Annotated in this window: 38 protein-coding genes and 2 pseudogenes; 6 read left to right on the top strand and 34 right to left on the bottom strand. The window is 66.3% G+C overall.

Going from position 1 to position 26,927, the window contains the following annotated elements:
- From AB0I66_RS38135 to rpsL, 34 genes and pseudogenes are all read right to left on the bottom strand, one after another.
- Positions 1–120: pseudogene (locus AB0I66_RS38135) on the bottom strand (DNA-directed RNA polymerase subunit alpha); the annotation flags it as partial.
- Between the two features lie 122 nt (positions 121–242).
- Complete coding sequence (gene rpsK / locus AB0I66_RS38140) at positions 243–647, bottom strand: 30S ribosomal protein S11 (protein ID WP_003948617.1); 405 nt, start codon at positions 645–647, stop codon at positions 243–245.
- Positions 648–712: 65 nt separating this feature from the next.
- Complete coding sequence (gene rpsM, locus AB0I66_RS38145; RefSeq protein ID WP_135332566.1) at positions 713–1,093, bottom strand: 30S ribosomal protein S13; 381 nt, start codon at positions 1,091–1,093, stop codon at positions 713–715.
- A gap of 194 nt (positions 1,094–1,287) precedes the next feature.
- Positions 1,288–1,401, bottom strand: coding sequence for a 50S ribosomal protein L36 (gene rpmJ, locus AB0I66_RS38150; RefSeq protein WP_003948619.1), 114 nt, complete (start codon positions 1,399–1,401; stop codon positions 1,288–1,290).
- A gap of 58 nt (positions 1,402–1,459) precedes the next feature.
- Entirely contained in the window at positions 1,460–1,681 is a 222-nt protein-coding gene (gene infA / locus AB0I66_RS38155) for a translation initiation factor IF-1 (protein WP_003948620.1), read from the bottom strand.
- Positions 1,682–1,995: 314 nt separating this feature from the next.
- A pseudogene (locus AB0I66_RS38160) lies at positions 1,996–2,163 on the bottom strand (type I methionyl aminopeptidase); the annotation flags it as partial.
- Positions 2,164–2,280: 117 nt separating this feature from the next.
- A complete protein-coding gene (gene map, locus AB0I66_RS38165; RefSeq protein ID WP_363212677.1) occupies positions 2,281–3,117 on the bottom strand; it encodes a type I methionyl aminopeptidase in 837 nt (278 codons plus the stop codon).
- A 116-nt stretch (positions 3,118–3,233) separates the two neighbouring features.
- Positions 3,234–3,887, bottom strand: coding sequence for an adenylate kinase (locus tag AB0I66_RS38170; RefSeq protein WP_363212679.1), 654 nt, complete (start codon positions 3,885–3,887; stop codon positions 3,234–3,236).
- Positions 3,887–5,200, bottom strand: coding sequence for a preprotein translocase subunit SecY (gene secY, locus AB0I66_RS38175; protein WP_363212680.1), 1,314 nt, complete (start codon positions 5,198–5,200; stop codon positions 3,887–3,889). The genes AB0I66_RS38170 and secY overlap by 1 nt, the downstream gene beginning before the upstream one ends.
- A gap of 224 nt (positions 5,201–5,424) precedes the next feature.
- Positions 5,425–5,880, bottom strand: coding sequence for a 50S ribosomal protein L15 (rplO, locus tag AB0I66_RS38180; RefSeq protein ID WP_098244248.1), 456 nt, complete (start codon positions 5,878–5,880; stop codon positions 5,425–5,427).
- 1 nt (position 5,881) lies between these two features.
- The gene (rpmD, locus tag AB0I66_RS38185; protein WP_041985698.1) at positions 5,882–6,064 is read right to left on the bottom strand and encodes a 50S ribosomal protein L30; all 183 of its coding nucleotides are present in this window, start codon (positions 6,062–6,064) and stop codon (positions 5,882–5,884) included.
- Positions 6,064–6,666, bottom strand: coding sequence for a 30S ribosomal protein S5 (gene rpsE, locus AB0I66_RS38190; protein WP_160506669.1), 603 nt, complete (start codon positions 6,664–6,666; stop codon positions 6,064–6,066). The genes rpmD and rpsE overlap by 1 nt, the downstream gene beginning before the upstream one ends.
- A 46-nt stretch (positions 6,667–6,712) precedes the next feature.
- Positions 6,713–7,096, bottom strand: coding sequence for a 50S ribosomal protein L18 (gene rplR, locus AB0I66_RS38195; protein ID WP_363212681.1), 384 nt, complete (start codon positions 7,094–7,096; stop codon positions 6,713–6,715).
- 3 nt (positions 7,097–7,099) lie between these two features.
- Positions 7,100–7,639: a 50S ribosomal protein L6 gene (rplF, locus tag AB0I66_RS38200; protein ID WP_363212682.1), complete on the bottom strand. Its 540-nt coding sequence runs from the start codon at positions 7,637–7,639 to the stop codon at positions 7,100–7,102.
- A 21-nt stretch (positions 7,640–7,660) separates the two neighbouring features.
- The gene (gene rpsH, locus AB0I66_RS38205) at positions 7,661–8,059 is read right to left on the bottom strand and encodes a 30S ribosomal protein S8 (RefSeq protein ID WP_030359017.1); all 399 of its coding nucleotides are present in this window, start codon (positions 8,057–8,059) and stop codon (positions 7,661–7,663) included.
- Positions 8,060–8,282: 223 nt separating this feature from the next.
- The gene (locus tag AB0I66_RS38210) at positions 8,283–8,468 is read right to left on the bottom strand and encodes a type Z 30S ribosomal protein S14 (protein ID WP_003948630.1); all 186 of its coding nucleotides are present in this window, start codon (positions 8,466–8,468) and stop codon (positions 8,283–8,285) included.
- A gap of 5 nt (positions 8,469–8,473) precedes the next feature.
- The gene (gene rplE, locus AB0I66_RS38215) at positions 8,474–9,031 is read right to left on the bottom strand and encodes a 50S ribosomal protein L5 (protein ID WP_160506665.1); all 558 of its coding nucleotides are present in this window, start codon (positions 9,029–9,031) and stop codon (positions 8,474–8,476) included.
- Positions 9,031–9,354, bottom strand: coding sequence for a 50S ribosomal protein L24 (rplX, locus tag AB0I66_RS38220; RefSeq protein ID WP_160506664.1), 324 nt, complete (start codon positions 9,352–9,354; stop codon positions 9,031–9,033). Before rplX ends, rplE begins: the two co-directional genes overlap by 1 nt.
- 2 nt (positions 9,355–9,356) lie before the next feature.
- Positions 9,357–9,725, bottom strand: a complete 369-nt coding sequence (gene rplN / locus AB0I66_RS38225; RefSeq protein WP_073768975.1) for a 50S ribosomal protein L14 — start codon at positions 9,723–9,725, stop codon at positions 9,357–9,359.
- 107 nt (positions 9,726–9,832) lie between these two features.
- A complete protein-coding gene (gene rpsQ / locus AB0I66_RS38230) occupies positions 9,833–10,117 on the bottom strand; it encodes a 30S ribosomal protein S17 (RefSeq protein WP_361837218.1) in 285 nt (94 codons plus the stop codon).
- The gene (rpmC, locus tag AB0I66_RS38235) at positions 10,117–10,341 is read right to left on the bottom strand and encodes a 50S ribosomal protein L29 (RefSeq protein WP_010036720.1); all 225 of its coding nucleotides are present in this window, start codon (positions 10,339–10,341) and stop codon (positions 10,117–10,119) included. The genes rpsQ and rpmC overlap by 1 nt, the downstream gene beginning before the upstream one ends.
- Positions 10,341–10,760 (bottom strand): 50S ribosomal protein L16, encoded by a 420-nt coding sequence (rplP, locus tag AB0I66_RS38240; protein WP_135332557.1) that lies wholly within the window; start codon positions 10,758–10,760, stop codon positions 10,341–10,343. The genes rpmC and rplP overlap by 1 nt, the downstream gene beginning before the upstream one ends.
- 5 nt (positions 10,761–10,765) lie before the next feature.
- Positions 10,766–11,608, bottom strand: coding sequence for a 30S ribosomal protein S3 (gene rpsC / locus AB0I66_RS38245; RefSeq protein WP_160506663.1), 843 nt, complete (start codon positions 11,606–11,608; stop codon positions 10,766–10,768).
- Positions 11,608–11,955: a 50S ribosomal protein L22 gene (gene rplV / locus AB0I66_RS38250; protein ID WP_016645177.1), complete on the bottom strand. Its 348-nt coding sequence runs from the start codon at positions 11,953–11,955 to the stop codon at positions 11,608–11,610. Before rplV ends, rpsC begins: the two co-directional genes overlap by 1 nt.
- A 41-nt stretch (positions 11,956–11,996) precedes the next feature.
- Complete coding sequence (gene rpsS / locus AB0I66_RS38255) at positions 11,997–12,278, bottom strand: 30S ribosomal protein S19 (protein WP_160506662.1); 282 nt, start codon at positions 12,276–12,278, stop codon at positions 11,997–11,999.
- Positions 12,279–12,290: 12 nt separating this feature from the next.
- Positions 12,291–13,127, bottom strand: a complete 837-nt coding sequence (gene rplB, locus AB0I66_RS38260) for a 50S ribosomal protein L2 (RefSeq protein ID WP_160506661.1) — start codon at positions 13,125–13,127, stop codon at positions 12,291–12,293.
- 39 nt (positions 13,128–13,166) lie between these two features.
- Positions 13,167–13,583 carry a 50S ribosomal protein L23 gene (gene rplW, locus AB0I66_RS38265; RefSeq protein WP_363212683.1) on the bottom strand — a complete coding sequence of 139 codons (417 nt, stop codon included), beginning with the start codon at positions 13,581–13,583 and terminating at the stop codon, positions 13,167–13,169.
- Positions 13,583–14,236: a 50S ribosomal protein L4 gene (rplD, locus tag AB0I66_RS38270; protein ID WP_363212684.1), complete on the bottom strand. Its 654-nt coding sequence runs from the start codon at positions 14,234–14,236 to the stop codon at positions 13,583–13,585. Before rplD ends, rplW begins: the two co-directional genes overlap by 1 nt.
- 7 nt (positions 14,237–14,243) lie before the next feature.
- Positions 14,244–14,888 carry a 50S ribosomal protein L3 gene (gene rplC / locus AB0I66_RS38275; protein WP_363212685.1) on the bottom strand — a complete coding sequence of 215 codons (645 nt, stop codon included), beginning with the start codon at positions 14,886–14,888 and terminating at the stop codon, positions 14,244–14,246.
- Between the two features lie 13 nt (positions 14,889–14,901).
- Positions 14,902–15,210 (bottom strand): 30S ribosomal protein S10, encoded by a 309-nt coding sequence (gene rpsJ, locus AB0I66_RS38280; protein WP_003948644.1) that lies wholly within the window; start codon positions 15,208–15,210, stop codon positions 14,902–14,904.
- Positions 15,211–15,906: 696 nt separating this feature from the next.
- Positions 15,907–17,100 (bottom strand): elongation factor Tu, encoded by a 1,194-nt coding sequence (tuf, locus tag AB0I66_RS38285; RefSeq protein ID WP_363212686.1) that lies wholly within the window; start codon positions 17,098–17,100, stop codon positions 15,907–15,909.
- Between the two features lie 144 nt (positions 17,101–17,244).
- The gene (fusA, locus tag AB0I66_RS38290) at positions 17,245–19,371 is read right to left on the bottom strand and encodes an elongation factor G (protein ID WP_363212687.1); all 2,127 of its coding nucleotides are present in this window, start codon (positions 19,369–19,371) and stop codon (positions 17,245–17,247) included.
- 39 nt (positions 19,372–19,410) lie between these two features.
- Positions 19,411–19,881: a 30S ribosomal protein S7 gene (rpsG, locus tag AB0I66_RS38295; RefSeq protein WP_003974303.1), complete on the bottom strand. Its 471-nt coding sequence runs from the start codon at positions 19,879–19,881 to the stop codon at positions 19,411–19,413.
- Between the two features lie 2 nt (positions 19,882–19,883).
- On the bottom strand, positions 19,884–20,255 hold the full coding sequence (rpsL, locus tag AB0I66_RS38300; protein WP_003948652.1) for a 30S ribosomal protein S12: 372 nt from the start codon (positions 20,253–20,255) through the stop codon (positions 19,884–19,886).
- A gap of 387 nt (positions 20,256–20,642) precedes the next feature.
- Here rpsL and AB0I66_RS38305 point away from each other — a divergent pair, with 387 nt between their 5' ends.
- The 6 genes from AB0I66_RS38305 to AB0I66_RS38330 all read left to right on the top strand — a co-directional run bounded on the left by AB0I66_RS38305 (position 20,643) and on the right by AB0I66_RS38330 (position 26,874).
- Entirely contained in the window at positions 20,643–21,371 is a 729-nt protein-coding gene (locus tag AB0I66_RS38305; RefSeq protein ID WP_363212688.1) for a Crp/Fnr family transcriptional regulator, read from the top strand.
- Between the two features lie 124 nt (positions 21,372–21,495).
- Positions 21,496–22,224, top strand: a complete 729-nt coding sequence (locus tag AB0I66_RS38310; RefSeq protein ID WP_363212689.1) for a hypothetical protein — start codon at positions 21,496–21,498, stop codon at positions 22,222–22,224.
- A complete protein-coding gene (locus AB0I66_RS38315; protein WP_363212690.1) occupies positions 22,221–24,311 on the top strand; it encodes a hypothetical protein in 2,091 nt (696 codons plus the stop codon). The genes AB0I66_RS38310 and AB0I66_RS38315 overlap by 4 nt, the downstream gene beginning before the upstream one ends.
- A 22-nt stretch (positions 24,312–24,333) precedes the next feature.
- Positions 24,334–25,359, top strand: coding sequence for a hypothetical protein (locus AB0I66_RS38320; RefSeq protein ID WP_363212691.1), 1,026 nt, complete (start codon positions 24,334–24,336; stop codon positions 25,357–25,359).
- Complete coding sequence (locus tag AB0I66_RS38325; protein WP_363212692.1) at positions 25,356–25,862, top strand: Pycsar system effector family protein; 507 nt, start codon at positions 25,356–25,358, stop codon at positions 25,860–25,862. The genes AB0I66_RS38320 and AB0I66_RS38325 overlap by 4 nt, the downstream gene beginning before the upstream one ends.
- A 22-nt stretch (positions 25,863–25,884) precedes the next feature.
- Positions 25,885–26,874 (top strand): M48 family metalloprotease, encoded by a 990-nt coding sequence (locus tag AB0I66_RS38330; protein ID WP_363212693.1) that lies wholly within the window; start codon positions 25,885–25,887, stop codon positions 26,872–26,874.
- The last annotated feature ends 53 nt before the right edge of the window (positions 26,875–26,927 follow it).

A 26,927-nucleotide genomic window follows, 5' to 3' on the forward strand; every position in this document is an offset into this window, starting at 1 on the left:
CCGACGCAGCGAGTTGCCGAGGGTGTAACCGAAGCCCGGCTCCAGCGGCTCGATCACGAACCGGGAGCGGAATTCGTCGACGACCTCTTCGGTCAACGAGGGACGCTGAGCGATCAGCATGAAGTGTTTCCTTCAGCTCAGGGGCACCCACTATTTGATGCCCTGATGTTGTTACAAGGGTACGGGCGGTACGGCTCCGAGGAGCCGCACCGCCCGAAAATCCCTGGGTCAAGCGACGTGCGTCAGACGCGGCGACGCTTGGGGGGACGGCAGCCGTTGTGCGGCGTCGGCGTGACGTCCTGGATCGAGCCGACCTCGAGGCCGGTCGCCTGCAGCGAACGGATGGCGGTCTCGCGACCGGAACCCGGACCCTTGACGAAGACGTCAACCTTGCGCATGCCGTGCTCCTGGGCGCGACGCGCGGCCGACTCGGCGGCCATCTGCGCGGCGAACGGAGTCGACTTGCGCGAGCCCTTGAAGCCGACGTGGCCGGCGGAGGCCCAGCTGATCACGTTGCCCGTGGGGTCCGTGATCGAGACGATGGTGTTGTTGAACGTGCTCTTGATGTGGGCGTGCCCGTGAGCGACGTTCTTCTTTTCCTTGCGGCGCACCTTCTTGGCAGCGCCCTGACGACCCTTGGGGGGCATCTATTACTCCTACGGGAGGTGGTCGGTCCTGCAGCGACAGCTGTCGATAGACCGCTGAGCGAGGACTACTTCTTGCCCGGCTTCTTCTTACCGGCGATGGCGCGACGCGGGCCCTTGCGGGTACGAGCGTTCGTGCTGGTGCGCTGACCGCGGACGGGCAGGCCACGACGGTGACGAAGACCCTGGTAGCAACCGATCTCGACCTTGCGGCGGATGTCGGCCTGGATCTCGCGGCGGAGGTCACCCTCCGTCTGGATGTTGGCGTCCACGTACTCGCGGATCTTGATCAGGTCCTCTTCGGACAGATCACGAACACGGGTGTTGCGGTCCACACCGGTGGCGTCCAGCGTCTGCTGGGACAGCGTGCGGCCAATGCCGAACACGTACGTGAGGGCAACCTCGACGCGCTTTTCGCGCGGGAGGTCAACACCTTCAAGGCGTGCCATTCAAGGCTCCTGTTGATTTTCGGAGGTCTTCAGCAGAACCGTTCCCAGGTGCCGACCCCTCACTAAAAAGAGGTGGTACATCCTGAGTCCCCGGCCTCCGACCGGGGGTGTCGCCCTCCATCACTGAAGAGGGACGGGTCCTGCATATGTGCTTTACGTGCGTCGCGCGAAAATCTGCGAACTGCAGTCGTGCGTCAGCCCTGGCGCTGCTTGTGGCGCGGGTTGTCGCAGATGATCATGACCCGGCCGTGACGGCGGATCACCCTGCACTTGTCGCAGATCTTCTTGACGCTCGGCTTGACCTTCATTGGGTGAGGTTCTCCGGGTCAGTGCCATCACCCCACGTGAATGAGGTGCGGGCAAGATCTACTTGTACCGGTAGACGATCCGGCCACGCGTCAGGTCGTACGGAGACAGCTCCACCACGACCCGGTCGTCAGGGAGGATGCGGATGTAGTGCATGCGCATCTTGCCGCTGATGTGTGCCAGGACCTGGTGGCCGTTCTGGAGCTCTACCTTGAACATGGCGTTCGGGAGAGACTCGACGACAGTGCCTTCGATCTCGATGGCACCTTGCTTCTTGGCCACGCTTTGCCCTTCGAATCGACTACCTTGATCGACTTCGTACGCCGCATGCAGGCACACGGATGCACGAGAGCCGACGAGTCAGTCTACGTCAGGCACCCCGGAAACACGAATCGAGGAAGAATGCCCCATCGAGATGATCCTTAAGCAGACTCAGGCCGCTCACGCTGCGGGCGCCTCCCCTGTCCGAGCGAAGCCGAGAGCTCGGGGAAGGGTGGCACAGCACACCGCTGAGCCCAGCGGGTCCGGCGGGATCGGCGCCAGGGCGCCTCACAAGCTTCGAGCGGCTGCGCCGGACTCCGTCCAGCGGTGACGGCTCAGCCCAGCGGGTCCGGCGCGACCGTGACCCCGTACTCAGCCAGCTTCGCCCTGCCGCAGTCGGGGGAGGTCAGGACGAGCGGGCCCTCTTCCGTGAGGGCGATCGTGTGCTCCCAGTGCGAGGACCACGTGCCGTCCGTCGTGATGACGGTCCAGTCGACCATCTCCCGACGCCCCTCTCGCGGGATCGGCGCCAGGGCGCCTCACAAGCTTCGAGCGGCTGCGCCGGACTCCGTCCGTCGAGAGGCGGGCCCCGGCAGAGGCCTCAGCCCAGCGGTGACGGCTCAACCCAGCGGATCGGGCGCGACAGTGACCCCGTACTCCGCCAGCTTCGCCCTGCCGCAGTCGGGGGACGTCAGGACGAGCGGGCCCTCCTCCGTGAGGGCGATCGTGTGCTCCCAGTGCGAGGACCACGTACCGTCCGTCGTGATCACGGTCCAGTCGTCCTCCAGGACCTCCGTGCGGGGGGTGCCGAGGGAGACCATGGGCTCGATGGCCAGGCAGAGGCCGGGGACCAGCTTGGGGCCCTTGCCGCGGCGGCGCTCGACGTAGTTCAGGACGTGCGGGTCCATGTGCATCTCGGTGCCGATGCCGTGGCCGCCGTAGTCCTCGACGATGCCGTACTTGCCGCCGCCGGGCTTCGGCTGACGGCGGATGTACGTCTCGACCGCGCGGGAGATGTCGACGAGCCGGTTGCCCTGCTTCATGGCGGCCAGACCGGCCCACATCGACTCCTCGGTCACCCGGGAGAGCTCGATCAGCTCCGGTGAGTGACCGGTGCCCACGAACGCGGTGTAGGCGGCGTCGCCGTGCCAGCCCTCGATGATCGCGCCCGCGTCGATGGAGATGATGTCGCCGTCCTTCAGGACGGTCTTGTCGTCCGGGATGCCGTGCACGACGACCTCGTTGACCGAGGTGCAGATCGTCGCGGGGAAGCCGCCGTACCCGAGGAAGTTGGACTTGGCGCCGTGTTCGGCGATCACCTTGCGGGCGACGTCGTCCAGGTCCTTCGTGGTGGCACCCGGCACCGCCGCCTCACGTGTCGCGGCGTGGATGGCGGCGACCACAAGGCCCGCCTCACGCATCTTCGCGATCTGCTCGGGGGTCTTGATCTGCACCATGGGGCTTCCGCTCTCCGTCATCCGTCCAACAACCGGCCACGTACACGAACCGACTACGTACACAACACTACGGCCGCGGTCCCCCGAGGGGCACCGCGGCCGAGACAGCGTACTGGCTACTTGTCGCCCTTGAGGGCGTCCATCGCGCGCTTGGTGACCTCGTCCACCTTGCCGAGCGCGGAGATCGTGACCACCAGGCCCTGGGCCTTGTAGTGGTCGATGATCGGCTCGGTCTCGCGGTGGTACACGTCGAGACGCTTGCGCACGGTCTCTTCCTGGTCGTCACCGCGCTGGTAGAGCTCGCCCCCGCAGACGTCGCAGACGCCCTCGGTCTTCGGCTTGCTGTACGTCACGTGGAAAACGTGGCTGGAATCGTTCCGGCAGATACGGCGGCCGGCGATGCGCTTGACCACCTCGTCCTCGGGGACCTCGAGGTCGAGCACCGCGTCGAGCTTCTGGCCGTCCGCCTTGAGCGACTCGTCCAGGGCCTCGGCCTGCGACACGTTCCGCGGGAAGCCGTCGAGCAGGAAGCCGTTCGCGGCGTCCGCCTGCGTCATGCGGTCGTGCGCCATCCCGATGGTGACCTCATCGGGCACGAGGTTGCCGGCGTCCATGAACGCCTTCGCCTGCTTGCCCAGCTCCGTGCCCTTGCTGATGTTGGCGCGGAAGAGGTCGCCCGTGGAGATGTGCGGGATCGACAGGTTCTTGGCGAGGAACGCGGCCTGCGTTCCCTTGCCCGCACCGGGCGGCCCGACGAGGACGATTCGCATCAGCGGAGGAACCCTTCGTAATTGCGCTGCTGGAGCTGGCTCTCGATCTGCTTCACGGTCTCCAGACCCACACCCACGATGATCAGGATGCTTGTCCCGCCGAACGGGAAGTTCTGGTTCGCGCCGAAGCCCACCAACGCCATCGTCGGTACGAGAGCGATCAGACCCAGATACAGCGAGCCCGGCCACGTGATCCGGTTGAGTACGTAACTCAGGTACTCAGCGGTCGGACGGCCAGCCCGGATGCCCGGGATGAAGCCACCATACTTCTTCATGTTGTCCGCGACTTCCTCGGGGTTGAACGAGATGGCCACGTAGAAGAAGGCGAAGAACACGATCAACAAGAAGTAGGTCGTGATGTAAATCGGGTGGTCGCCCTTGGTCAGGTTCGCCTCGATCCACTGCTTCCACCCGGAGTTGCCACCCGCGAACTGGGCGACGAGAGCGGGGATATAGAGCAGCGAAGAGGCGAAGATCACAGGGATGATGCCCGCCTGATTGACCTTCAGCGGAATGTACGTCGAGGTGCCGCCGTAAGACCGGCGACCGATCATGCGCTTCGCGTACTGAACCGGAATGCGGCGCTGAGCCTGCTCCACGAAGACGACAAGACCGACCATGACGAGGCCCACCGCGATGACGGTGCCGAACTCGATCCAGCCGCCCGCCAGGGAGCCCTGCTTCTTGATGGCCCACAGGGCGCTCGGGAAGGTCGCGGCGATCGAGATGAACATCAGGATCGACATGCCGTTGCCGATGCCGCGGTCGGTGATGAGCTCACCGAGCCACATGACGCAGGCCGTGCCCGCCGTCATCGTGATCACCATGGTGACGGTCACGAAGATCGACTGATCCGGCACGATCTCGGTGGCGACGGGGCAGCCGGAGAACAGCGAGCCCGTGCGTGCGGTCGCCACGAGGCCGGTGCCCTGGAGGATCGCGAGCGCGACGGTGAGATAACGCGTGTACTGCGTGATCTTCGCCGTGCCGGCCTGGCCCTCCTTCTTCAGGGCCTCGAGCCGCGGGATCACCACGGTCAGCAACTGCAGGATGATGCTCGCCGTGATGTACGGCATGATGCCGAGCGCGAAGATCGTGATCTGCAGCAGCGCCCCGCCACTCATCATGTTGACCAGACCGAACAACCCCTGGTTGGAGTTGGCCTGGTCCATACATACCTGGACGTTCTTATAGCTGACGCCCGGGATCGGAATGTGCGTTCCGAGCCGGTAGATCACGATGATGCCGAGAGTGAAGAGCAGCTTCTTGCGCAGGTCGGGCGTCTTGAACGCCCGGGCGAACGCGGTGAGCACGGTGCCTCCTGCGACCCCCGCGCGCGTGCGTCAGAGGTAGTGGTCTGAGGATCGACGAATACGTATCAGTCAGAAAAACCGCACGGGCAGACCGCACGGAGCTTAGACAGTGCACGCCACCTTACCGGCGACCGTGCCCCCCTTGGAACGACCAACCGGGGATGCCCCTTTTGTGGGGCATCCCCGGCTGGGAATCGCTCAAGTCATCGAGTGGCCTGAAGAATTCAGACGAGCTCGGTGACGGTACCGCCGGCGGCGGTGATCTTCTCCTTGGCGGAGCCGGAGACGGCGTCAACCGTCACCTGCAGCGCCACGGTGACCTCACCCTGGCCGAGGACCTTGACGAGGCTGTTCTTGCGAACCGCACCCTTGGCCACGAGGGCCTCGACGGTGACCTCGCCACCCTCGGGGAACAGCGCGCTCAGCTTGTCGAGGTTCACGACCTGGAACTCGGTCTTGAACGGGTTCTTGAAGCCCTTGAGCTTCGGGAGACGCATGTGGAGGGGCATCTGGCCACCCTCGAAGCGCTCCGGAACCTGGTAACGGGCCTTGGTGCCCTTGGTACCACGACCAGCGGTCTTACCCTTGGACGCCTCACCACGACCCACACGGGTCTTGGCGGTCTTGGCGCCCGGGGCGGGCCGGAGGTTGTGGACCTTCAGCGGGTTCTGCTCCGCCATGTCAGTCGACCTCCTCAACCGTCACGAGGTGGCGGACGGTGTTAGCCATTCCGCGGAACTCGGGGCGGTCTTCCTTGACGACCACGTCGTTCAGGCGCTTGAGCCCGAGCGAACGCAGCGTGTCGCGGTGGTTCTGCTTGCTGCCGATGTACGACTTCGTCTGCGTGATCTTGAGACGGGCCATTACGCACCCGCTCCCGCACGTGCACGAAGCAGAGCCGCGGGGGCCACGTCCTCGAGGGGCAGACCACGGCGAGCCGCGATCTCCTCGGGACGCTGCAGGCCCTTCAGGGCCGCCACGGTCGCGTGCACGATGTTGATCGCGTTCGACGAGCCGAGCGACTTCGACAGGATGTCGTGAACGCCGGCGCACTCGAGCACAGCACGCACCGGGCCACCGGCGATAACACCGGTACCGGGGGAAGCAGGCTTGAGCAGGACGACGCCCGCGGCCTTCTCGCCCGTGATCGGGTGCGGGATGGTGCCCTGGATACGCGGAACCTTGAAGAAGTTCTTCTTGGCCTCTTCAACGCCCTTGGCGATGGCCGCGGGAACTTCCTTGGCCTTGCCGTATCCGACACCTACGGTGCCGTCACCGTCGCCCACCACGACCAGCGCGGTGAAGCTGAAGCGGCGACCACCCTTGACAACCTTGGCGACACGGTTGATCGCGACAACGCGCTCAACGTATGCGGTCTTTTCGGCGGCAGCGCCACCGTCGCGACCCTTCCGGTCCCGCCGCTCGCCGCCACCGGCACCGCTTCCGCGGCGCTGGGGTCCAGCCATTGGAATTACCTCTCTCTGTTACGTCCGCTAGCTCCGGAACCGGGGCTTAGAACTTCAGCCCGGCTTCGCGGGCGGCGTCCGCCAGAGCGGCAATGCGCCCGGCGTACTTGTTGCCACCGCGGTCGAACACGACGGCCTCGACACCCGCAGCCTTGGCACGCTCGGCGACGAGCGCGCCGACCTGCTTGGCCTGCGCGGACTTGTCGGCCTCGCCACCGCGGATCGTCGCGTCCAGGGTCGACGCCGACGCAAGGGTGTGACCCTTGAGGTCGTCGATGACCTGAGCAACGATGTTGCGGTTCGAGCGAGTCACGACGAGGCGCGGACGCTCCGCCGTACCCGACACGTGCTTGCGGATGCGGATGTGGCGGCGGGCCTTGGCGGCACGCTTGTAAGCGTCGCCCTTGGCGATCTTCACACCGTATGCCATGGCTTACTTACCTGCCTTTCCGACCTTGCGCCGGATGACTTCGCCCTCGTACTTGACGCCCTTGGCCTTGTACGGGTCGGGCTTGCGCAGCTTGCGGATGTTGGCCGCAACCTCGCCGACCTTCTGCTTGTCGATGCCCTCGACCGAAAGCTTGGTCGCGGACTCCACCTTGAAGGTGATGCCCTCGGGGGCCTCGACCAGGATCGGGTGGCTGTAACCCAGCGAGAACTCCAGGTTGGAGCCCTTCGCGAGGACGCGGTAACCGACACCGCTGATCTCGAGCTTCTTCACGTAACCCGCGGTCACGCCGGTGATCATGTTCGCCACCAGCGTGCGGGACAGGCCGTGCAGGGCCTTGTTCTGACGCTCGTCGTTCGGGCGGGTGACGTTCAGGACGCCGTCCTCACCCTTAGCGATGTCGATCGGCGCGACGACGGTGTGGGAAAGGGAGCCCTTGGGACCCTTAACCGAGACCGTCCGGCCGTCGATGGTGACGTCCACGCCGGCGGGAACCGTGATGGGGAGCTTGCCAATACGCGACATTAGCTATTCCTCCGTTCCCGACTACCAGACGTAGGCGAGGACTTCCCCACCTACGCCCTTCTTGCCTGCCTGCTGGCCGGTGAGCAGACCGTGCGACGTGGAGATGATCGCCACGCCCAGGCCGCCGAGCACCTTCGGCAGGTTGGTGGACTTCGCGTAAACCCGGAGACCGGGCTTGGAGATCCGCTTGATGCCCGCAATGGAGCGCTCACGGTTCGGGCCGAACTTCAGCTCGAGAACGAGGTTCTTGCCAACCTCGGCGTCCTCGACCTTCCAGCCCGTGATGAAGCCCTCCTGCTGGAGGATCTCCGCGATGTGAGACTTGATCTTGCTGTGCGGCATCGCCACGGAGTCGTGGTACGCCGAGTTCGCGTTACGCAGACGAGTCAGCATGTCCGCGATCGGATCAGTCATGGTCATGAATTGGCCTTCGGCCTATCTCGCCGTGGTTTCCTATCTGCGCCATCCCTCTCCCCACTCAGAGGCGGGACGGGTGCGGCGCGGGGACCTACGGCGTAGTAAGTCGGTCAGGGCGGCAGGCGCCCAACCCTCCTAGCCTAAGCCATGGAGAGGTGGGCCACCTACCGACCAGATACTTACCGAGAGCCTCTGTTAATTCCCAAGTCCCTTAGGACAGGGGGAATTACCAGGAGCTCTTGGTCACGCCCGGCAGCTCGCCACGGTGAGCCATCTCACGAAGGCAGACGCGGCACAGGCCGAACTTGCGGTACACGGAGTGCGGACGGCCGCAGCGCTGGCAGCGGGTGTAGCCGCGCACACCGAACTTGGGCTTACGAGCAGCCTTGGCAATAAGTGCCTTCTTCGCCATCTCGCTTACGCCTCCTTGAAGGGGAAGCCGAGGTGACGGAGAAGGGCACGGCCCTCAGCGTCGTTGGTCGCCGTGGTGACCACGGTGATGTCCATACCCCGGACGCGGTCGATCTTGTCCTGGTCGATCTCGTGGAACATGACCTGCTCCGTGAGACCGAAGGTGTAGTTGCCACGGCCGTCGAACTGCTTGGGGGACAGACCACGGAAGTCGCGGATGCGCGGAAGCGCGAGCGACAGGGTGCGGTCCAGGAACTCCCACATGCGGTCGCCACGGAGCGTGACGTGGCAGCCGATCGGCTGACCCTCGCGCAGCTTGAACTGCGCGATGGACTTCCGGGCCTTCGTGATGGCCGGCTTCTGACCCGTGATGGTGGTCAGGTCACGGACGGCACCGTCCATGAGCTTCGAGTCACGGGCGGCGTCGCCGACACCCATGTTGACCACGATCTTGACGAGGCCGGGCGTCTGCATGACGTTCTCGTACGAGAACTCTTCCTGCAGCTTCGCCGCGATCTCCTCGCGGTACTTCGTCTTCAGACGCGGGCTGGTGGTGGTCGTCATCAGATGTCCTCACCCGTCCGCTTGGCAACGCGGATCTTGTTGCCGTCATCGTCGAAGCGGAAACCGACACGCGTGACAACCTTGTTGCCGTCCTTCTCCACGACCAGCTGGACGTTGGAGACGTGGACAGGGGCTTCGGTGGTCACGATGCCGCCGGCCTGCGAACCGCTGGCGGTCGGGCCGGCCTTCGTGTGCTTCTTGACCCGGTTGACACCCTCGACCAGGACGCGCTCGTCGCGCGGGTAAGCGGCAATGACCTTGCCCTGCTTGCCCTTGTCCTTACCGGTGATGACCTGAACCAGGTCGCCCTTCTTGATCTTCATGCTTACAGCACCTCCGGCGCGAGCGAGATGATCTTCATGAACTTCTTCTCGCGCAGCTCACGGCCCACCGGGCCGAAGATACGGGTGCCGCGAGGGTCGCCGTCGTTCTTCAGAATGACGGCGGCGTTCTCGTCGAAGCGGATGTACGAGCCGTCGGGACGGCGGCGCTCCTTGACGGTGCGAACGATGACCGCCTTGACGACGTCACCCTTCTTCACGTTGCCACCGGGGATCGCGTCCTTGACGGTGGCGACGATGACGTCACCGATACCCGCGTAGCGGCGACCCGAGCCACCGAGAACACGGATGGTGAGAATTTCCTTCGCACCCGTGTTGTCGGCGATCCGAAGTCGCGACTCCTGCTGGATCACGTCTATCTCCTGTTTGTCTGCCGGTTCCCGGCGGGGGCGAATCCCTTACGGGAGCCGGCCCCCACCGAGCCTGGCGGAACTGATCCGAGGGGAAATCCCCTCGGAAATTACTTGGCCTTCTCGAGGATCTCGACGATGCGCCAGCGCTTGGTCGCCGACAGCGGACGCGTCTCCATCAGGAGGACGCGGTCGCCGACGCCGGCAGCGTTCTGCTCGTCGTGCGCCTTGAGCTTGTTCGTACGGCGGATGACCTTGCCGTACAGGGCGTGCTTCACACGGTCCTCGACAGCGACGACGACGGTCTTGTCCATCTTGTCGCTGACGACCAGACCCTCACGGGTCTTGCGGAAACCGCGGTCGCTCTTGGTCTCAGTCACGTTGCTCTCGCTCATCAGGCGCTCTCCACCGTCTCGATGCCCAGCTCGCGCTCACGCATCAGGGTGTAGATCCGCGCGATGTCCTTACGGACGGCCTTCAGCCGACCGTGGTTCTCGAGCTGACCGGTCGCCGCCTGGAAGCGGAGGTTGAACAGCTCTTCCTTGGCCTCGCGGAGCTTGTTGAGAAGCTCCTCGTTGCCCAGTTCGCGCAGCTCGGACGCCTTGGTACCGGCCGACATCACGACTCACCTGCCTCGCGCCGAACAATCCGGCACTTCATCGGAAGCTTGTGAGCAGCGCGGGTAAGCGCCTCACGCGCAGTCTTCTCATTCGGGTAGGACAGCTCGAACATCACCCGTCCGGGCTTGACGTTCGCGACCCACCACTCGGGGGAACCCTTACCGGAACCCATGCGGGTCTCGGCGGGCTTCTTCGTCAGCGGGCGGTCCGGGTAGATGTTGATCCAGACCTTGCCGCCACGCTTGATGTGGCGGGTCATCGCGATACGAGCCGCCTCGATCTGGCGGTTGGTCACGTACGCCGGAGTGAGGGCCTGAATGCCGTACTCGCCGAACGCAACCTGCGTACCACCCTTTGACATACCGCTGCGCTTGGGGTGGTGCTGCTTGCGGTGCTTGACCCTACGAGGGATCAGCATGTCGGTCAGGCCTCCGTTCCGGTGCTCTCAGCCGGAGCGGCAGCTGCGGCGGGAGCGTCGGCCTTGGGGGCCTCGGCAGCCGGCGCGGACTGCTGCTGCGGCTTGCGGCCGCGGCCGCCACGCTCGCCACCACGGCCACCACGGGCCGGGCGGTCGTTGCCGCCACCACGGGCCGGGCGGTTACCCGCACGGGCCGCGGCGTTCTCGGCGCGGACCTCGGCGATGTTCTTGACGTCGCCCTTGTAGATCCAGACCTTCACGCCGATACGGCCGAAGGTCGTCTTGGCCTCGAAGAAGCCGTAGTCGACGTTCGCACGGAGGGTGTGCAGGGGCACGCGGCCCTCGCGGTAGAACTCCGAGCGAGACATCTCGGCGCCGCCGAGACGGCCGCCACACTGGATCTTGATGCCCTTGGCGCCGGCCTTCATCGTCGACTGCATGCTCTTGCGCATGGCGCGACGGAAGGAGACGCGGGAGGACAGCTGCTCTGCAACGGCCTGCGCGACCAGCTGAGCGTCGACCTCGGGGTTCTTGACCTCGAGGATGTTCAGCTGAACCTGCTTGCCCGTGAGCTTCTCGAGGTCACCGCGGATGCGGTCGGCCTCGGCGCCACGGCGGCCGATGACGATGCCGGGACGCGCGGTGTGGATGTCCACCCGCACGCGGTCACGGGTGCGCTCGATCTCAACCTTCGAGATGCCGGCGCGCTCCATGCCGGACGTCATCATCCGACGGATGGCGACGTCTTCCTTGACGTAGTCCTTGTACAGCTTGTCGGCGTACCAACGCGACTTGAAGTCGGTGGTAATGCCGAGCCGGAACCCGTGCGGGTTTACCTTCTGGCCCATTACCGGGTTCCTTCCTTGCTGCTGACGACCACGGTGATGTGGCTGGTCCGCTTACGGATCCGGTAGGCACGGCCCTGGGCACGCGGACGGAACCGCTTCAGGGTCGGGCCCTCATCCACGTACGCCTCGCTGATGACCAGCGAAGAGGCGTCACTGTGGTCGTAGTTGTGTGCAGCGTTGGCGATGGCGCTGTCAAGCACCTTGCCAACCGGCACGCTCGCGGCCTGCGGGGCGAAACGCAGGACCGCCTGAGCCTCCGTGGCATCCATGCCACGGATGAGGTCCACCACTCGGCGGGCCTTCATGGGCGTGACGCGGATGTACCGCGCCTGGGCCCTGGCTTCCATGGTTGTCCCTTCGGTGTAAGTCATAGTCGTTCCACCCCGCGCTAGCGGCGCTTCGACTTCCGGTCGTCCTTGACGTGGCCGCGGAAGGTGCGAGTCGGCGAGAACTCGCCGAGCTTGTGGCCGACCATCGCCTCGGTGACGAACACCGGGATGTGGGTCTTGCCGTTGTGCACCGCGATCGTGTGGCCCAGCATGGCCGGGACGATCATCGAGCGACGGGACCAGGTCTTGATGACGTTCTTGGAACCTGCTTCGTTCTGGACATCCACCTTCTTGATGAGGTGTCCGTCGACGAAGGGTCCCTTCTTGAGACTGCGCGGCATCTAAACCCGCTCCTAGCGCTTCTTGTTCGTCTTGCGGCGGCGGACGATGTACTTGTTGCTCGCCTTCTTCGGCGAACGAGTACGACCCTCCTTCTGACCCCACGGCGAGACCGGGTGGCGACCACCGGAAGTCTTGCCTTCACCACCACCGTGCGGGTGGTCGACCGGGTTCATCGCCACACCGCGAACGGTCGGGCGAACGCCCAGCCAGCGCTTACGGCCGGCCTTGCCCCAGTTGATGTTCGACTGCTCGGCGTTGCCGACCTCGCCGATCGTGGCGCGGCAGCGGACGTCGACCAGACGGATCTCACCGGACGGCATACGAAGGTGGGCCATGGAGCCCTCCTTCGCCAGCAGCTGCACGGAGGCACCCGCGGAGCGGGCGAACTTCGCGCCGCCGCCGGGCCGCAGCTCGATGGCGTGGATGGTCGTACCGACCGGGATGTTGCGGAGCGCCAGGTTGTTGCCCGGCTTGATGTCCGCGCCCGGTCCGTTCTCGACCCGGTCACCCTGCGACAGGTTGCGGGGGGCCAGGATGTAGCGCTTCTCGCCGTCCGCGTAGTGCAGGAGCGCGATGCGCGCGGTGCGGTTCGGGTCGTACTCGATGTGCGCGACCTTCGCCGGCACGCCGTCCTTGTCGTGACGACGGAAGTCGATCACTCGGTAGGCGCGCTTGTGTCCGCCACCCTGGTGGCGAACGGTCACACGACCGGCGTTGTTACGGCCGCCCTTGCTGTGCAGCGGGCGGACCAGCGACTTCTCCGGCGTGGACCGCGTTACCTCGACGAAGTCGGCGACGCTGGAGCCACGACGGCCCGGCGTAGTCGGCTTGTACTTGCGGATTCCCATTTCTCAGTCCTCGTCCGATATTCGGACCAGGGCGCTCCGTTAGGAGGCCTGGCCGAAGATGTCGATACGGTCGCCCTCAGCAAGGGTCACGATCGCGCGCTTGGTGTCAGCGCGCTTACCGAACCCCGTGCGGGTGCGCTTGCGCTTGCCCTGGCGGTTGATCGTGTTGACCCCAGTGACCTTGACCGAGAAGACCGCCTCGACGGCCTGCTTGATCTGGGTCTTGTTGGCGCCGGGCGCGACGACGAAGGTGTACTTGCCCTCGTCGAGAAGCGCGTAGCTCTTCTCGGAGACGACCGGCTTGACGAGGACGTCACGGGGGTCCGTGAAGCTCTTGCTCAGCGGCGTCTCAACAGTGTTCTTGCCCTCGGTGGCGTGGCGCTTCGCCTTGGCGATGCGCGCGGCCTTGGCGGCCTTGGCCGCCTTGGGGGCGATGCTCGGGTGACGCGTAGCCATCAGGCTTCGCTCCCTTCGGTCTCAGCGGCCTGGGGGCCAGACACGAAGGACTCGAAAGCAGCCTTGGTGAAGACCACGTCGTCCGAGACGAGCACGTCGTACGTGTTCAGCTGGCCCGGCTCCAGGATGTGCACCTGGGGCAGGTTGCGGGCGGAGAGCAGCGAAGTCTCGTCCGCGCGGTCGATGACCAGGAGCACGTTCTTGCGCTCGCTGACCTTGCCGAGCAGCGTCTTCGCGGCCTTCGTGGAGATGTCGCCCTCGACCACGTTGGTGACAACGTGGATACGAGCGTTGCGGGCCCGGTCGGTGAGGGCGTGGCGCAGGGCCGCGGCCTTCATCTTCTTCGGGGTCCGCTGCGAGTAGTCACGCGGCTGCGGGCCGTGGACGACGCCACCGCCGGCGAACTGCGGCGCACGGGTCGAACCCTGGCGCGCGCGGCCGGTGCCCTTCTGGCGGTACGGCTTCTTGCCACCACCGCGGACTTCACCGCGGCGCTTGGTCTTGTGCGTGCCCTGTCGGGCAGCGGCCAGCTGGGCGACAACGACCTGGTGGATCAGCGGAATGCTGATCTTCTCGACGTCGAAGATCTCCGAGGGGAGCTCGACGGTCCCGGCCTTGTCGCCTGCCGGCGAAAGGATGTCAATGGTGCTCATCGGTTCCTCAAGCCCCCTTGGCCGCGGTACGGACCAGGACGAGGCCGCCGTTCGGACCGGGAACTGCGCCCTTGATGAGGAGCAGGCCCTTCTCCGCGTCAACGGCGTGAACGGTCAGGTTCTGGGTGGTGACCCGCTCGTTGCCCATACGGCCCGCCATGCGGAGGCCCTTGAACACACGGCCCGGGGTGGCACAGCCACCGATGGAACCGGGAGAGCGGTGCTTGCGCTGGGTGCCGTGACCGGCGCCGAGTCCCTTGAAGTTGTGACGCTTCATGACACCGGCGAAGCCCTTGCCCTTGCTCTTGCCCGTGACGTCAACCTTGACGCCGGACTCGAACACCTCGGCAGTCACCTCCTGGCCCAGCGTGTACTCGCTGGCACCGGGGGTGCGGATCTCCACCAGGTGGCGGCGGGGGGTCACGTCGGCCTTGGCGAAGTGACCCTTGAGGGGCTTGTTCACCTTGCGAGGGTCGATCTCGCCGAAGGCGATCTGGACCGACTCGTAGCCGTCGGAGTCATTCGTACGGACCTGGGTAACGACGCAGGGCCCGGCCTTGACGACGGTGACCGGGACGACACGGTTGTTCTCGTCCCAGACCTGGGTCATGCCGAGCTTCTCGCCCAGGACGCCCTTGATCTGCTTAGTCATCTGTCCGCGCCTCTCAGAGCTTGATCTCGATGTCGACGCCGGCCGGAAGGTCCAGGCGCATCAACGAGTCAACGGTCTTGGGCGTCGGGTCGAGGATGTCGATCAGGCGCTTGTGCGTGCGCATCTCGAAGTGCTCGCGCGAGTCCTTGTACTTGTGCGGCGACTTGATGACGCAGTACACGTTCTTCTCAGTGGGCAGCGGCACCGGGCCTGCGACCGACGCACCAGTGCGAGTCACCGTCTCGACGATCTTCTTCGCCGAAGAGTCGATGACCTCGTGGTCGTAGGCCTTGAGCCGGATGCGGATCTTCTGTCCCGCCATGGCTACTTGGTAGTCCTGTCTCTCGAAAAGCTCTGGTACCCGGTGTTCCGTTCCATCTTCTGACCGACCCACGCGGTCGGGCGTGTCGCAATCTCACTAACGAAATCTCCCGAAGGAAATCCACTGCTGTGGGATCGCGGCCCAAAGACCGCTGGCCGGGGGAAGACACCCACCGGGCGCCTGGCTGAATCCCGCGCCCACGCTTCCCAGAAGATTCCCGTACGTCCGCTCCAGCGCTGCCTTACGGCAGATGGGGCGACGAGTACTGTGGGACTCGCTTCCGGTCCTCCCGGCGGGAGGCGCGCAGCATCGGCACTCAACCGAGCAACCCCGACAGTCTGCCATACGGGGCATCGGCCTGGCCAATCGAAGCTGGGCAGCGTACCCCGTAGGTGACGTAGGTCAAACCCGGGGCCCCTCGGAGCCACTCTCACCGGACCGAAAGCGTGAGCCACCCCACACCGGCCTGGCACCGGGACCCCCTCCCCCGCGTTCCGGGTGCCACGGGCTGCGCCACGACGGCCCTCACCTGCTCCTCACGGCCCGCGACACGGCCCACCCGGAGCGGCCTGACCGTCACACCGCGCAGCAACGCAAGAGGGCCCGCACGACCGAAGTCGTACGGGCCCTCCTGTTGCTGCGATGCGCTCAGTTCAGAGCAACCGGGTCTCCCCGATCAACGCGCAAGCGAGATGCTTACTTGTTGATCTTGGTGACCTGGCCGGCGCCGACGGTCCGGCCACCCTCACGGATGGCGAACTTCAGGCCCTCTTCCATCGCGACGGGCTGGATGAGCTCAACGGTCATCTCAGTGTTGTCGCCCGGCATGACCATCTCGGTGCCCTCGGGGAGGGTCACGACGCCGGTCACGTCCGTGGTGCGGAAGTAGAACTGCGGGCGGTAGTTGTTGAAGAAGGGGGTGTGACGGCCACCCTCGTCCTTCGACAGGATGTAGGCCTGGGCCTCGAACTCGGTGTGCGGCGTGACCGAACCGGGCTTGATGATGACCTGGCCGCGCTCGACGTCCTCGCGCTTGATGCCACGGAGGAGCAGACCGACGTTCTCACCGGCCTGGCCCTCGTCGAGCAGCTTGCGGAACATCTCGATGCCGGTGACCGTGGTGGTGGTCTTCTCGGTCTTGATGCCGATGATGTCGACGGTCTCGTTGACCTTGAGGATGCCACGCTCGATACGACCGGTGACGACGGTGCCACGACCGGTGATCGTGAAGACGTCCTCGATCGGCATCAGGAACGGCTTGTCGACGTCACGCTCGGGCTCCGGGATGGACTCGTCGACAGCCTTCATCAGGTTGAGGACGGACTCACCCCACTCCTTGTCGCCCTCGAGCGCCTTGAGCGCCGAGACCTTGACGACCGGCAGGTCGTCGCCCGGGAACTCGTACTCGGAGAGGAGCTCACGGACCTCGAGCTCGACGAGCTCCAGGATCTCCTCGTCGTCCACCATGTCGGCCTTGTTCAGGGCGACGACGATGTAGGGAACGCCGACCTGGCGGGCCAGGAGCACGTGCTCCTTGGTCTGCGGCATCGGGCCGTCGGTGGCGGCAACCACGAGGATCGCGCCGTCCATCTGCGCGGCACCCGTGATCATGTTCTTGATGTAGTCCGCGTGCCCGGGGCAGTCGACGTGCGCGTAGTGACGCGTCTCCGTCTGGTACTCGACGTGCGCGATCGAGATCGTGATACCGCGCTGGCGCTCTTCGGGAGCCTTGTCGATCTGGTCGAAGGCCGAAGCCTCGTTCAGGTTCGGGTACGCGTCGTGCAGCACCTTGGTAATGGCGGCCGTGAGGGTCGTCTTACCGTGGTCAATGTGACCGATGGTGCCGATGTTGACGTGCGGCTTAGTCCGCTCGAACTTTGCCTTCGCCACTGAATCCTCCTGCGGAGTGGTTCTGTACGCCTTGCTTCATCGGCGCCAGGTGATCTTTGCTGGGAAGCCAGCCGCCGGGGTTCTTGCCTTATGGGGTCGAACCCCGGCGGATGGTGTCAAGCCTAAAGCGTCAACTCGGGTGAGTTACTCGCCCTTGGCCTTCGCGATGATCTCCTCGGCGACGTTCCGCGGAACCTCGGCGTAGGAGTCGAACTGCATTGAGTAGCTTGCGCGACCCGACGTCTTGCTGCGGAGGTCTCCGACGTAGCCGAACATCTCCGAGAGGGGCACGAGGCCCTTCACGACGCGAGCGCCGCTGCGCTCCTCCATGGCCTGGATCTGGCCACGACGGGAGTTGATGTCACCGATGACATCACCCATGTAGTCCTCGGGCGTGGTGACCTCGACGGCCATCATCGGCTCGAGCAGCACGGGCTTGGCCTGACGCGCGGCCTCCTTGAACGCCTGCGAACCGGCGATCTTGAAGGCGAGCTCGGAGGAGTCGACCTCGTGGTAGGCGCCGTCGAGAAGCGTGATGCGAACACCAGTCATCTCGTAGCCCGCCAGGATGCCGAACTGCATGGCCTCCTGCGCACCGGCGTCGACCGACGGGATGTACTCCCGCGGGATACGGCCACCGGTGACCTTGTTGACGAACTCGTACGACGCCTCGCCGCCCTCGATGGGCTCGATCGCGATCTGCACCTTGGCGAACTGACCGGTACCACCGGTCTGCTTCTTGTGGGTGTAGTCCACGCGCTCGACGGCCCGACGGATCGTCTCGCGGTACGCGACCTGGGGCTTGCCGACGTTCGCCTCGACGCGGAATTCGCGCTTCATGCGGTCGACGAGCACCTCGAGGTGAAGCTCGCCCATACCACCGATGATGGTCTGGCCGGTCTCCTCGTCCGAGTGGACCTGGAAGGAGGGGTCCTCCTCCGAGAGACGCTGGATGGCTACACCCAGCTTCTCCTGGTCACCCTTGGACTTGGGCTCGATGGCGACCTGAATGACCGGCGCCGGGAAGTCCATGGACTCCAGGATGACCGGCTTCTTGTCGTCACACAGCGTCTCACCGGTGGTGGTCTGCTTCAGGCCCATGACGGCGACGATGTCGCCGGCGCCCACCGACTCGATCTCCTCACGCTTGTTCGCGTGCATCCGGTAGATCTTGCCGATGCGCTCCTTCTTGCCCTTGACCGAGTTCAGCACCGCGGTGCCGGCCTGCAGGCGACCGGAGTAGATCCGGACGAAGGTGAGCTTGCCGAGGTGCGGGTCGCTCGCGATCTTGAACGCGAGAGCCGAAAGCGGCTCCTCGTCCGAAGGCTTGCGCTTGACGACGACCTCGGGGTCCTTGACGTCGTGGCCCTCGATGGCCTCGACGTCCAGGGGCGAAGGCAGGTAACGCACGACCGCGTCGAGCAGGGGCTGGACGCCCTTGTTCTTGAACGCGGTGCCGCAGAACACGGGGGTGACGGTGGTGTCGCCGCCCTTGCCGGAGGCGATGGTGATGCGACGGATCGCGTCGTACAGCTGGTCCTCGGTGGGCTCCTGGCCCTCGAGGTACAGCTCCATCATCTGCTCGTCGTTCTCGGCGACAGCCTCGAGGAGCTTCCCGCGCCACTCATCAGCGGCCTCGGTGTGCGTCGAGGGGATGTCGACGATGTCGTACGCCTCGCCCATCTTGGTCTCTGCGGACCAGACGAAGGCCTTCATCGTGACGAGGTCGACGACACCCTTGAAGTCAGCCTCTGCGCCGATGGGCAGCTGCATGACGATCGGGGTCGCACCGAGGCGGTCGACGATCATGTCGACGCAGCGGTGGAACTCGGCACCCGTACGGTCGAGCTTGTTGACGAAGCAGATGCGCGGGACGCCGTAGCGGTCCGCCTGACGCCACACGGTCTCGGACTGGGGCTCAACACCGGCGACGCCGTCGAACACCGTCACGGCACCGTCGAGCACACGGAGCGAACGCTCTACCTCGACGGTGAAGTCGACGTGGCCCGGGGTGTCGATGATGTTGATGGTGTGGTCGACGTCGTTCATCGGCCAGTGACAGGTGGTGGCAGCAGAGGTGATCGTGATGCCACGCTCCTGCTCCTGCTCCATCCAGTCCATCGTGGCGGCGCCGTCGTGGACCTCACCGATCTTGTACGACACACCGGTGTAGAACAGGATCCGCTCGGTGGTCGTCGTCTTGCCCGCGTCGATGTGGGCCATGATGCCGATGTTGCGCACCTTGGCCAGGTCAAGTGAAGTGGTAGCCATATCGGCTCAGTCTTCTCTCGGTCTCGATGTGGGTAGCGACTACCAGCGGTAGTGCGCGAAGGCCTTGTTGGACTCGGCCATCTTGTGGGTGTCCTCACGCTTCTTCACAGCGGCACCAAGGCCGTTGGAGGCGTCGAGGAGCTCGTTGAGGAGACGCTCGGTCATCGTCTTCTCGCGACGGGCGCGGGAGTAACCGACCAGCCAGCGCAGGGCCAGCGTGTTGGCACGACCGGGCTTGACCTCGATCGGGACCTGGTAGGTCGCACCGCCGACGCGGCGGGACTTGACCTCGAGGGTCGGCTTGATGTTCTCGAGCGCGCGCTTGAGCGTGATGACCGGGTCGTTGCCGGTCTTCTCGCGCAGGCCCTCCATGGCGCCGTACACGATGCGCTCGGCGGTGGAGCGCTTGCCGTTCAGCAGCACCTTGTTGATGAGGGAGGTCACCAGAGGAGAACCGTAGACCGGGTCGATGATGACCGGGCGCTTCGGGGCGGGGCCCTTACGAGGCATTCTTACTTCTCCTTCTTGGCGCCGTAGCGGCTGCGGGCCTGCTTGCGGTTCTTGACACCCTGGGTGTCAAGGGAGCCGCGGATGATCTTGTAACGAACACCAGGCAGGTCCTTCACACGGCCACCACGCACGAGCACGATGGAGTGCTCCTGCAGGTTGTGTCCCTCACCCGGAATGTAAGCGGTGACTTCGATCCCGCTGGTCAGACGCACACGCGCGACCTTACGCAGGGCCGAGTTCGGCTTCTTCGGGGTGGTCGTGAACACACGCGTGCAGACGCCACGGCGCTGGGGCGAACCCTCGAGTGCGGGCGTCTTGTTCTTCTCGACCTTGTCCTGCCGGCCCTTCCGGACCAGCTGCTGGATCGTAGGCACTACTTCTCCGGTTTCTGTGTGCCGAATGGTAAAGCTAACCTGGAACGTCACCGACCCACGCGGTCGGGTGTGTCGAATCCTGCAGACTCCCGCCGCAAGGCGAGGAGGGGCGCAGATTTACGGTGGCCGTTCTCGGACTCGCAATGCGGCTGAAGACACGCGCGCGAGCCCAGGCACACCCCAGGCACAAGGTCTGAGCGTACCTACCTCATCGAGTCTGGTCAAAACAAATGCGGTGGGGGGCGACACGCCGGGCTTTTCGGCTCCGGTCTGATCGGACTCGGCCACCGGGGCTGATTGTCGCCCGTTCGCCCCACGACCGCCTCGAGTACGTTGACTGGTTGCGAGATCGAAGGCATCGGCGCACGTGAACACGGGGGCAGCGGGATGGCCGGGGGGCAAGCGCACGCGTGGGACGACGGCGGCCTGGACGACCGGGTGCCCTTTCTGGCGCGGCTGGAGAGGGACGACCGCACCGCTCTGCTTGCCATCGGCCGGCCACTCAATTATCCCGCCCGCAGCGTCATCATGCGCCAGGACGAACCGTCCACCCACGTACTGCTGCTCCTGCAGGGCTGGACCAAGGTCACGGCCACCGCGGCCAACGGATACGAGGCGCTCCTCGCCCTGCGAGGTCCCGGCGACATCATCGGTGAGGGTGCCGCGCTCAGCGGCCGCGGCCGTTCGGCCACCGTGACGGCTCTCGAACAGGCGGAGGCGGCCGCCATCGACCAGGGCCGCTTCACCAGATTCCTTGCCGACAGCCCTCAGGTGGCGCTCAAGCTTCTCGGCCTGGCCACCGACCGACAGCGCTCGACCGACCGCCGCCGACTGGAATGGGCTGCGCTCTCGGTGCGCGAACGGCTCGCGGTCCTCCTGCTCGACCTCGTACGCACCCATGGCACGCGGACCGAGGAGGGCATCGAGCTCACCGTCCCGCTCAGCCAGCAGGAGTTCGCGGGCTCGGTCGGATCATCGCGCGAGGCGGTCGCCCGGCTACTGAGGGAATTGCGCGACCGGCAGGTCGTCGTCACGAGACGCCGTCGCATCGTCGTCGTGCGCCCCGACATCCTGCGCCGCATAGCCGGGACCAGCAGAAGTGCGAGCAGCCTGTAAATCTTTGGTGACCCAACGTCACTCTGTGCACGTGGTCATACTTCGTCCGCGTCATCCGCCCTCTGCCGCCTCGCCCGGGCCCGCCATCGTGCTGGTCAACGGACCGATTCGGCGAAAGGCAGACATGACCGCCACTGTGAACCGCACCATCCTGCTCTTCGACATCGAGCAGTTCGGCAAGCGCGATGACGTGGAGCAGGCCTTCTTGCGACGTCTGTTGTACGACGTCGCCGACCAGACCCTCACGGCCGCGGGAATCGACGAGACCGCCCGGCTGCGTGCGGACCGCGGCGACTCCGTCATGGAACTCATCGACGCCAACGTCCCGGTATCCGTGCTGCTGAAAAGCCTGCTGGCCGAGACCCCCGCACTGCTGCGCAACAAGAACCGCGTGGCCTCGAAGAGCGCCCAGATGCGTCTGCGCATCGTCCTCTCCACGGGCCACGTCGCCGTGGACGAACTCAACGGCTGGGTCGGCTCGGATCTCAATCACGCCTGCCGGCTGCTGGACGCGACCCCCCTGCGCGAAGCGCTGCGGCAACGCCAGGAGGACAGCGTGCTGTGCGTGTCCGACGGCGTGTTCCAGGGGGTGGTACGACACGGGCCCCTGGGTGTACGTCCGGAGCAGTTCCGGCGGATCACAGTGGAGGCGAAAGAGGGGCCGACCATCGCTTGGGTGCACGATGCGGCCGACAGCGCCGCGCCCTCCCCCGCGTACAAGGACACAGCGCCGCAAGAGGCCACGCCGGGAGCGCAGCACAACACCACTCACGTCGGACGCGACCAGTACGGCGGCAACACCCACGTCCAGGGCGACGTCCACTACCGCTTCGGCGGAGGGGACGGCCGATGAGCCAGGACGAGGCAGAAGGCACGGCCGCGGCCGAGGCGACCGCCGAGGGCGGCGACCAGAAGCAGGACGAGACGCCCGACGCACAGGAACAGCGCCAGAAGGCCTGGGCCGCTCGCCGGGACCTGATCGAACACGCCCCTTCTTTCGTCTCCAGCCTGGTCAAGCGGGACCAGTACGGAGTCAGCGGCGGCCACGTGCAGGGCAACGTGATCTACCAGTTCGGCGCCCCCTCCGACACTCTCGGCGGTCCGACGTCCGGGCCCATCCCCCGGGCCGAGATCGAGGCGCTCGCGGCCGTGTTCCAGCGCTGTCCCAGCTTCGACGAAGCGCTTGCCCGGCTGCGTGCCGAACGCGTCGTGGTCCTGTCCGGGGGCCACGCGACGGGCCGTCGCTCCGCAGCGATGATGCTGCTGCTCCAGCTGGGCGTCGAGCGGATGCGCGACCTCGAACCGGGCACCTCCCCCGCGGCATTACGCGACCATCTGGACGGCGCCGCCGGATACGTCCTGTGCAATCTGGCGACCAGCAGAAGCCGTCCCCTGCGAGAGCTGCATCTGCGGAGCATGCGTGAGCAGTTGGAGCGCGCCGGCGGCCATCTGGTGATCACGATCGAGCCATCGGCGGCGCTCGGCGACGTACCATCCGTGCGCTGGGAGCCCCCGCCGGTACAAGACATGCTGTGCTCCCATGTCACCCGGTCCGTGGGAGCAGTGGCGTGGGCGGACCTGTTCCAACTGGCGCCGGTGCGGGAGTTCCTCGACCGGGAGCACCGACCGGATGAGATCGCCCGGTTCGCGCAGCGGCTCGTCGCCCTGCACCGCGGGGAGACCAGCGAACAGGAACTGGTCGCCCACGGACAGGCCGATGTCGCCGCCCAGGTCACCCAGTGGCTGACCGGCGAGAAACCCCCGCTGCTCGACAAGGCGTTCCTCATCTCGCTCGCCGTCTTCGACGGATCCTCGTACGCGGTGACGGCCGAGCTCGGCGACCGGCTCTTCGCACTGCTGCAGAGGATCGAGGACCCCGACGAGCCACCCCGTGTCCCCGTCTTCGGCAGCACACGGGCTGACCGTCTCCAACTGGCCCGGGCCGAGGGCCACATGGGCAAGGAGGTCACCGAGTGGGGCGCGGTCGAGCAGTTCGTCGCCGGATTCCGGGACCGGGACATCGCGCGGCTCCTGCTCCACGAGGTGTGGAATCTCCACCCCTCGGCCCGCCCCGCCCTGGTCGCATGGATCAATCAGCTCGCCGGTGACGGCCGCCCCCTCGTGCGTACCCGTGCCGCCGCGGCGGCTGCGCTGCTGGCAGCGGCGGATCTGCCGTCCTCGCTGGCCTTGCTCATCGAACCCTGGGCCGACGCGAACAGCCACGGCGCCTGGCTGAACGCGGCGAACGCCCTCACCTTGGCCGTACTCCTGAAAGTGCCCACCGTCCCCCAGATCCTGCATGGCTGGTGCACCGGCGACAACGAGAGCCGACGCTGGACGGCCATTCGCGCTTACGGGCTGCTGGGCCCTGTGCTCCACGAGGAAGCCCTCCAATCCTTGCTGGACGTCGCCGGTCAGCAGCAGTGGGACGAGGAGGAAGAGGCGGGCGAGCAGGAAGAGGCGTTGCAGCTCACGGACGCCTTGGAGCTGCTGCTCCTCGCGGTGGAAGGGCCGGTCCTCGCTCGCCTCGCCGAACACATTCGCGACGATCACTCGGTCCGCGATCACGCTCTGCTCGCCTTCCTCCACGCCTGCGAGCAACTGGAGGAGGACAGCGACCGCCCCCTGGTCCTCGGCTGGTACGCCCGCGCGGCAGCCGAGGACACCCCGGGGGACGAGGAGCACCTGCTCACCTTCTGGCACGCCGCGCTCAACGACCGCGCCCACACCTCAGGGGCCCTGAGCGTGCTGCGCGACTGGGTGCGCATCGCCGACCGGGACCCAGCGTCCGAAGCGGCGCTCGCCGTCTTGCTGCCCGCGCTCGCCACCTCACCCGCCGACCGCCAGCGCATCGGTCACCTGTTGCGCACGGCACGCGGCGCCGACGGCCGCATACCGGATGCGAGCACACGGCTGCTTTCGGCGCTGTCCGCCGCCTGACCCCTCGCCGAGGAGACGGAACATGGAAGACACCCACGTACAGCCCGACCAGCCCGATCAGCCCGACTGGCTGCAACAGCGGCCCGAGCACTCCACGACCCACTCGCGGCGCACCGACCCCGTGATCACCGTGTGGCAGCTGCCGCGCCTCCGACTGGGCGGCGGTCGCTACACCGGCCGCATCGACAACACCTTGGTCCTCGTGACACGCAAAGGCGGTTACGAGACCTTTCCCCCGCCTGCTCGCCCCACCTCCCTCAGGCGGTACGTCGCGCTGTACGAGGTGAACACGGACCCGCACTCCTTCTCGGTGCGTGTCCCCCTCCCCAGCACGGTGGACAGCTTCGAGTTCGAGGCCGTCGCGGACGTCACCTGGCGCGTAGGCGACCCGGTGCGCTTTGTGACCAGCCAGGAGCGCGACGTCCCCGCTCTCCTCACCCGTGAGCTCCTGCGTCTGATGCGCGGCGCGAGCCGCAGCCACGACATCGGCGAAAGTGCCGCGGCGGAGCAGGCCGTACAGCGGGCGGTGGAAAGGGGTGCCGGAATCGGCGAACGCGAGGGTCTGTGGGTCTCCTGCTCCATACGGCTGCGGCGTGACGCCTCCGAACGTGCCCATCAGGACCGGCTGCGGACGGCCCTGCACGAGAAGGAGGCGGCCGCACCCGAGCACGAGGTGGCGGTGCTCCGCGACCAGCAGGACCGGCAACTCATGACCGAGAAGATCAAGTTCTACGAGAGCCAGCTGGCCAAGGGCGGCATCGGCGCCCTGTCCCTGCACCTTGCCGAACACCGCGAGGACACCTCGCTGGTCCTGGAGCACCTCCGTGCCGACCAGGCGGAGCTAGTGAAGACCCAACTGCATCTGATCGACCAAGTCCTGGAGAGCAAAGGCCTGGAGGACTACCAGCTGGAAGAGCCCCACCGGCTCATCGCCGAGCGCATGACCGAGATCTTGAAGCCGACGGACCCACCACGAGACGAACCCGAGTATCCCTACCCGGAGTTGCCGCCCCAACCAGAAGCCGAGAAGCCGGGGCGCCCCGAATGACCCTCACCGGCGGCCCCGGGTCCCGGGCCGGCGCAGAGCTGCTCGACGACCTCCGGACCGAGATCAGCCGCGCCGACGCCAAGGCCACCGTGCTGGCCGGAACGCTCAGCATGTCGGCCGGGCTGCTCGGCGGCCTCCTGGCGGGCCGGGGCTGGAGCCCGTCCCTGCTGTCGGCCCCCGCTACCGCCCTCTGGTGGACGGGGGTGGCCTTCCTCGCCGTCGCGCTGTTCTCCCTGCTTCTCGCCGTGGTTCCCCGATACCGCAGAAGCCACTGGAGGTCAGGTCAACCGCTCACCTACTTCGGTGACGTACAGCGGGCCGCACGGGCCGGCCAGCTCGGCACCGCTCTGACCGAGACCGGGCGGCATCCCGACCGCGGTCTGCTCACCACCCTCGCCGTGACCAGCCGCATCGTGTCGCGCAAACACCTGTGGATACGGGCGGGTCTCATCGCCTTCGGCTGCGCCGCACTGCTGCTTCCCGGATCGCTGCTCATCACCTGAATCGCTCCCCGGAAGGAGAACCATGTCCCCGCCTCCCGAACCCGAGATACCCCACGACCAGCCCGACCCGGACGACCTCGTTCCCCGCGAAGGACGCGTGCACCTCACGGCCCGCCAGCGCCGCGCCGACGCCCTCACCCTCGGCAGCCTGCTGCTGCACCTCCCCCATGTGGCGATGAGCGCGTCCGTCGTCTTCCTCGTGTCGTACGTCGTCGACGCCCTCCTCGGCCTCCCCTGGTGGACCTTGTTCGGCGCCTGGACCCTGAGCGGGGCCTTCGTCTTCCACCGCCCCAGCGAACGCGTCCTGGCCCGCCACCTCTTCGGCCTCCGGCATCCGACCCCCCAAGAGCGCCGGCGGTTCGAGCCGGTCTGGCGTGAGGTGACGGCACGTGCCGGAGTGGACGGTGACGCCTATCAGCTGTGGGTGGAGGACAGCGACGGCGTCAACGCCATGGCAGCCGCCGGACACATCGTCGGCGTCACGAGCCACTCGCTGAACACCCTGCCGTCCGCCCAGCTCGGCGGCGTACTCGCGCATGAACTCGGTCACCACACCAGAGGCCACGCATGGGCGTCGCTGCTCAGCTACTGGTACGCGCTGCCGGGACGGTTGACCTGGCGCGGCCTGCTCCGGCTCGCTTCCTTCGTCGACCGCCTCTCCTTTGGAGCGCGGGCCGTTGTGGTCGCTCTGACCGGAGCCGCAGTACTTGCCGTCGCGATCACCACGTACGGCCTGGTGCTCCTGCCCCTCGTCACGCCCTACCTGGTCGCAGCGGTCGCCCGGCGCTCCGAGCTCCGGGCCGATCAGCACGCGGCTGCCCTCGGCTTCGCGCCCCAGCTCATGACGGTGCTGCGCAAGGAACAGGCGGGCCAGGACACCGAGCGCGCCAAAGCGGCGGCCCTGGGCGCACCGCGCGGGACACCCGGTCTGATAGGCCGGCTGCTCTCCTCGCACCCCGATCTGCACACCCGGCTGCACCACCTCCAGGAAGGACTGCACGCCGGGCGCTGAAACACCGAGGGGCGGCCACCCCCAAAGGGATGACCGCCCATCAGTTCAACTCA

It is taken from the genome of Streptomyces sp. NPDC050439, assembly GCF_040655335.1.
Classification (GTDB): domain Bacteria; phylum Actinomycetota; class Actinomycetes; order Streptomycetales; family Streptomycetaceae; genus Streptomyces.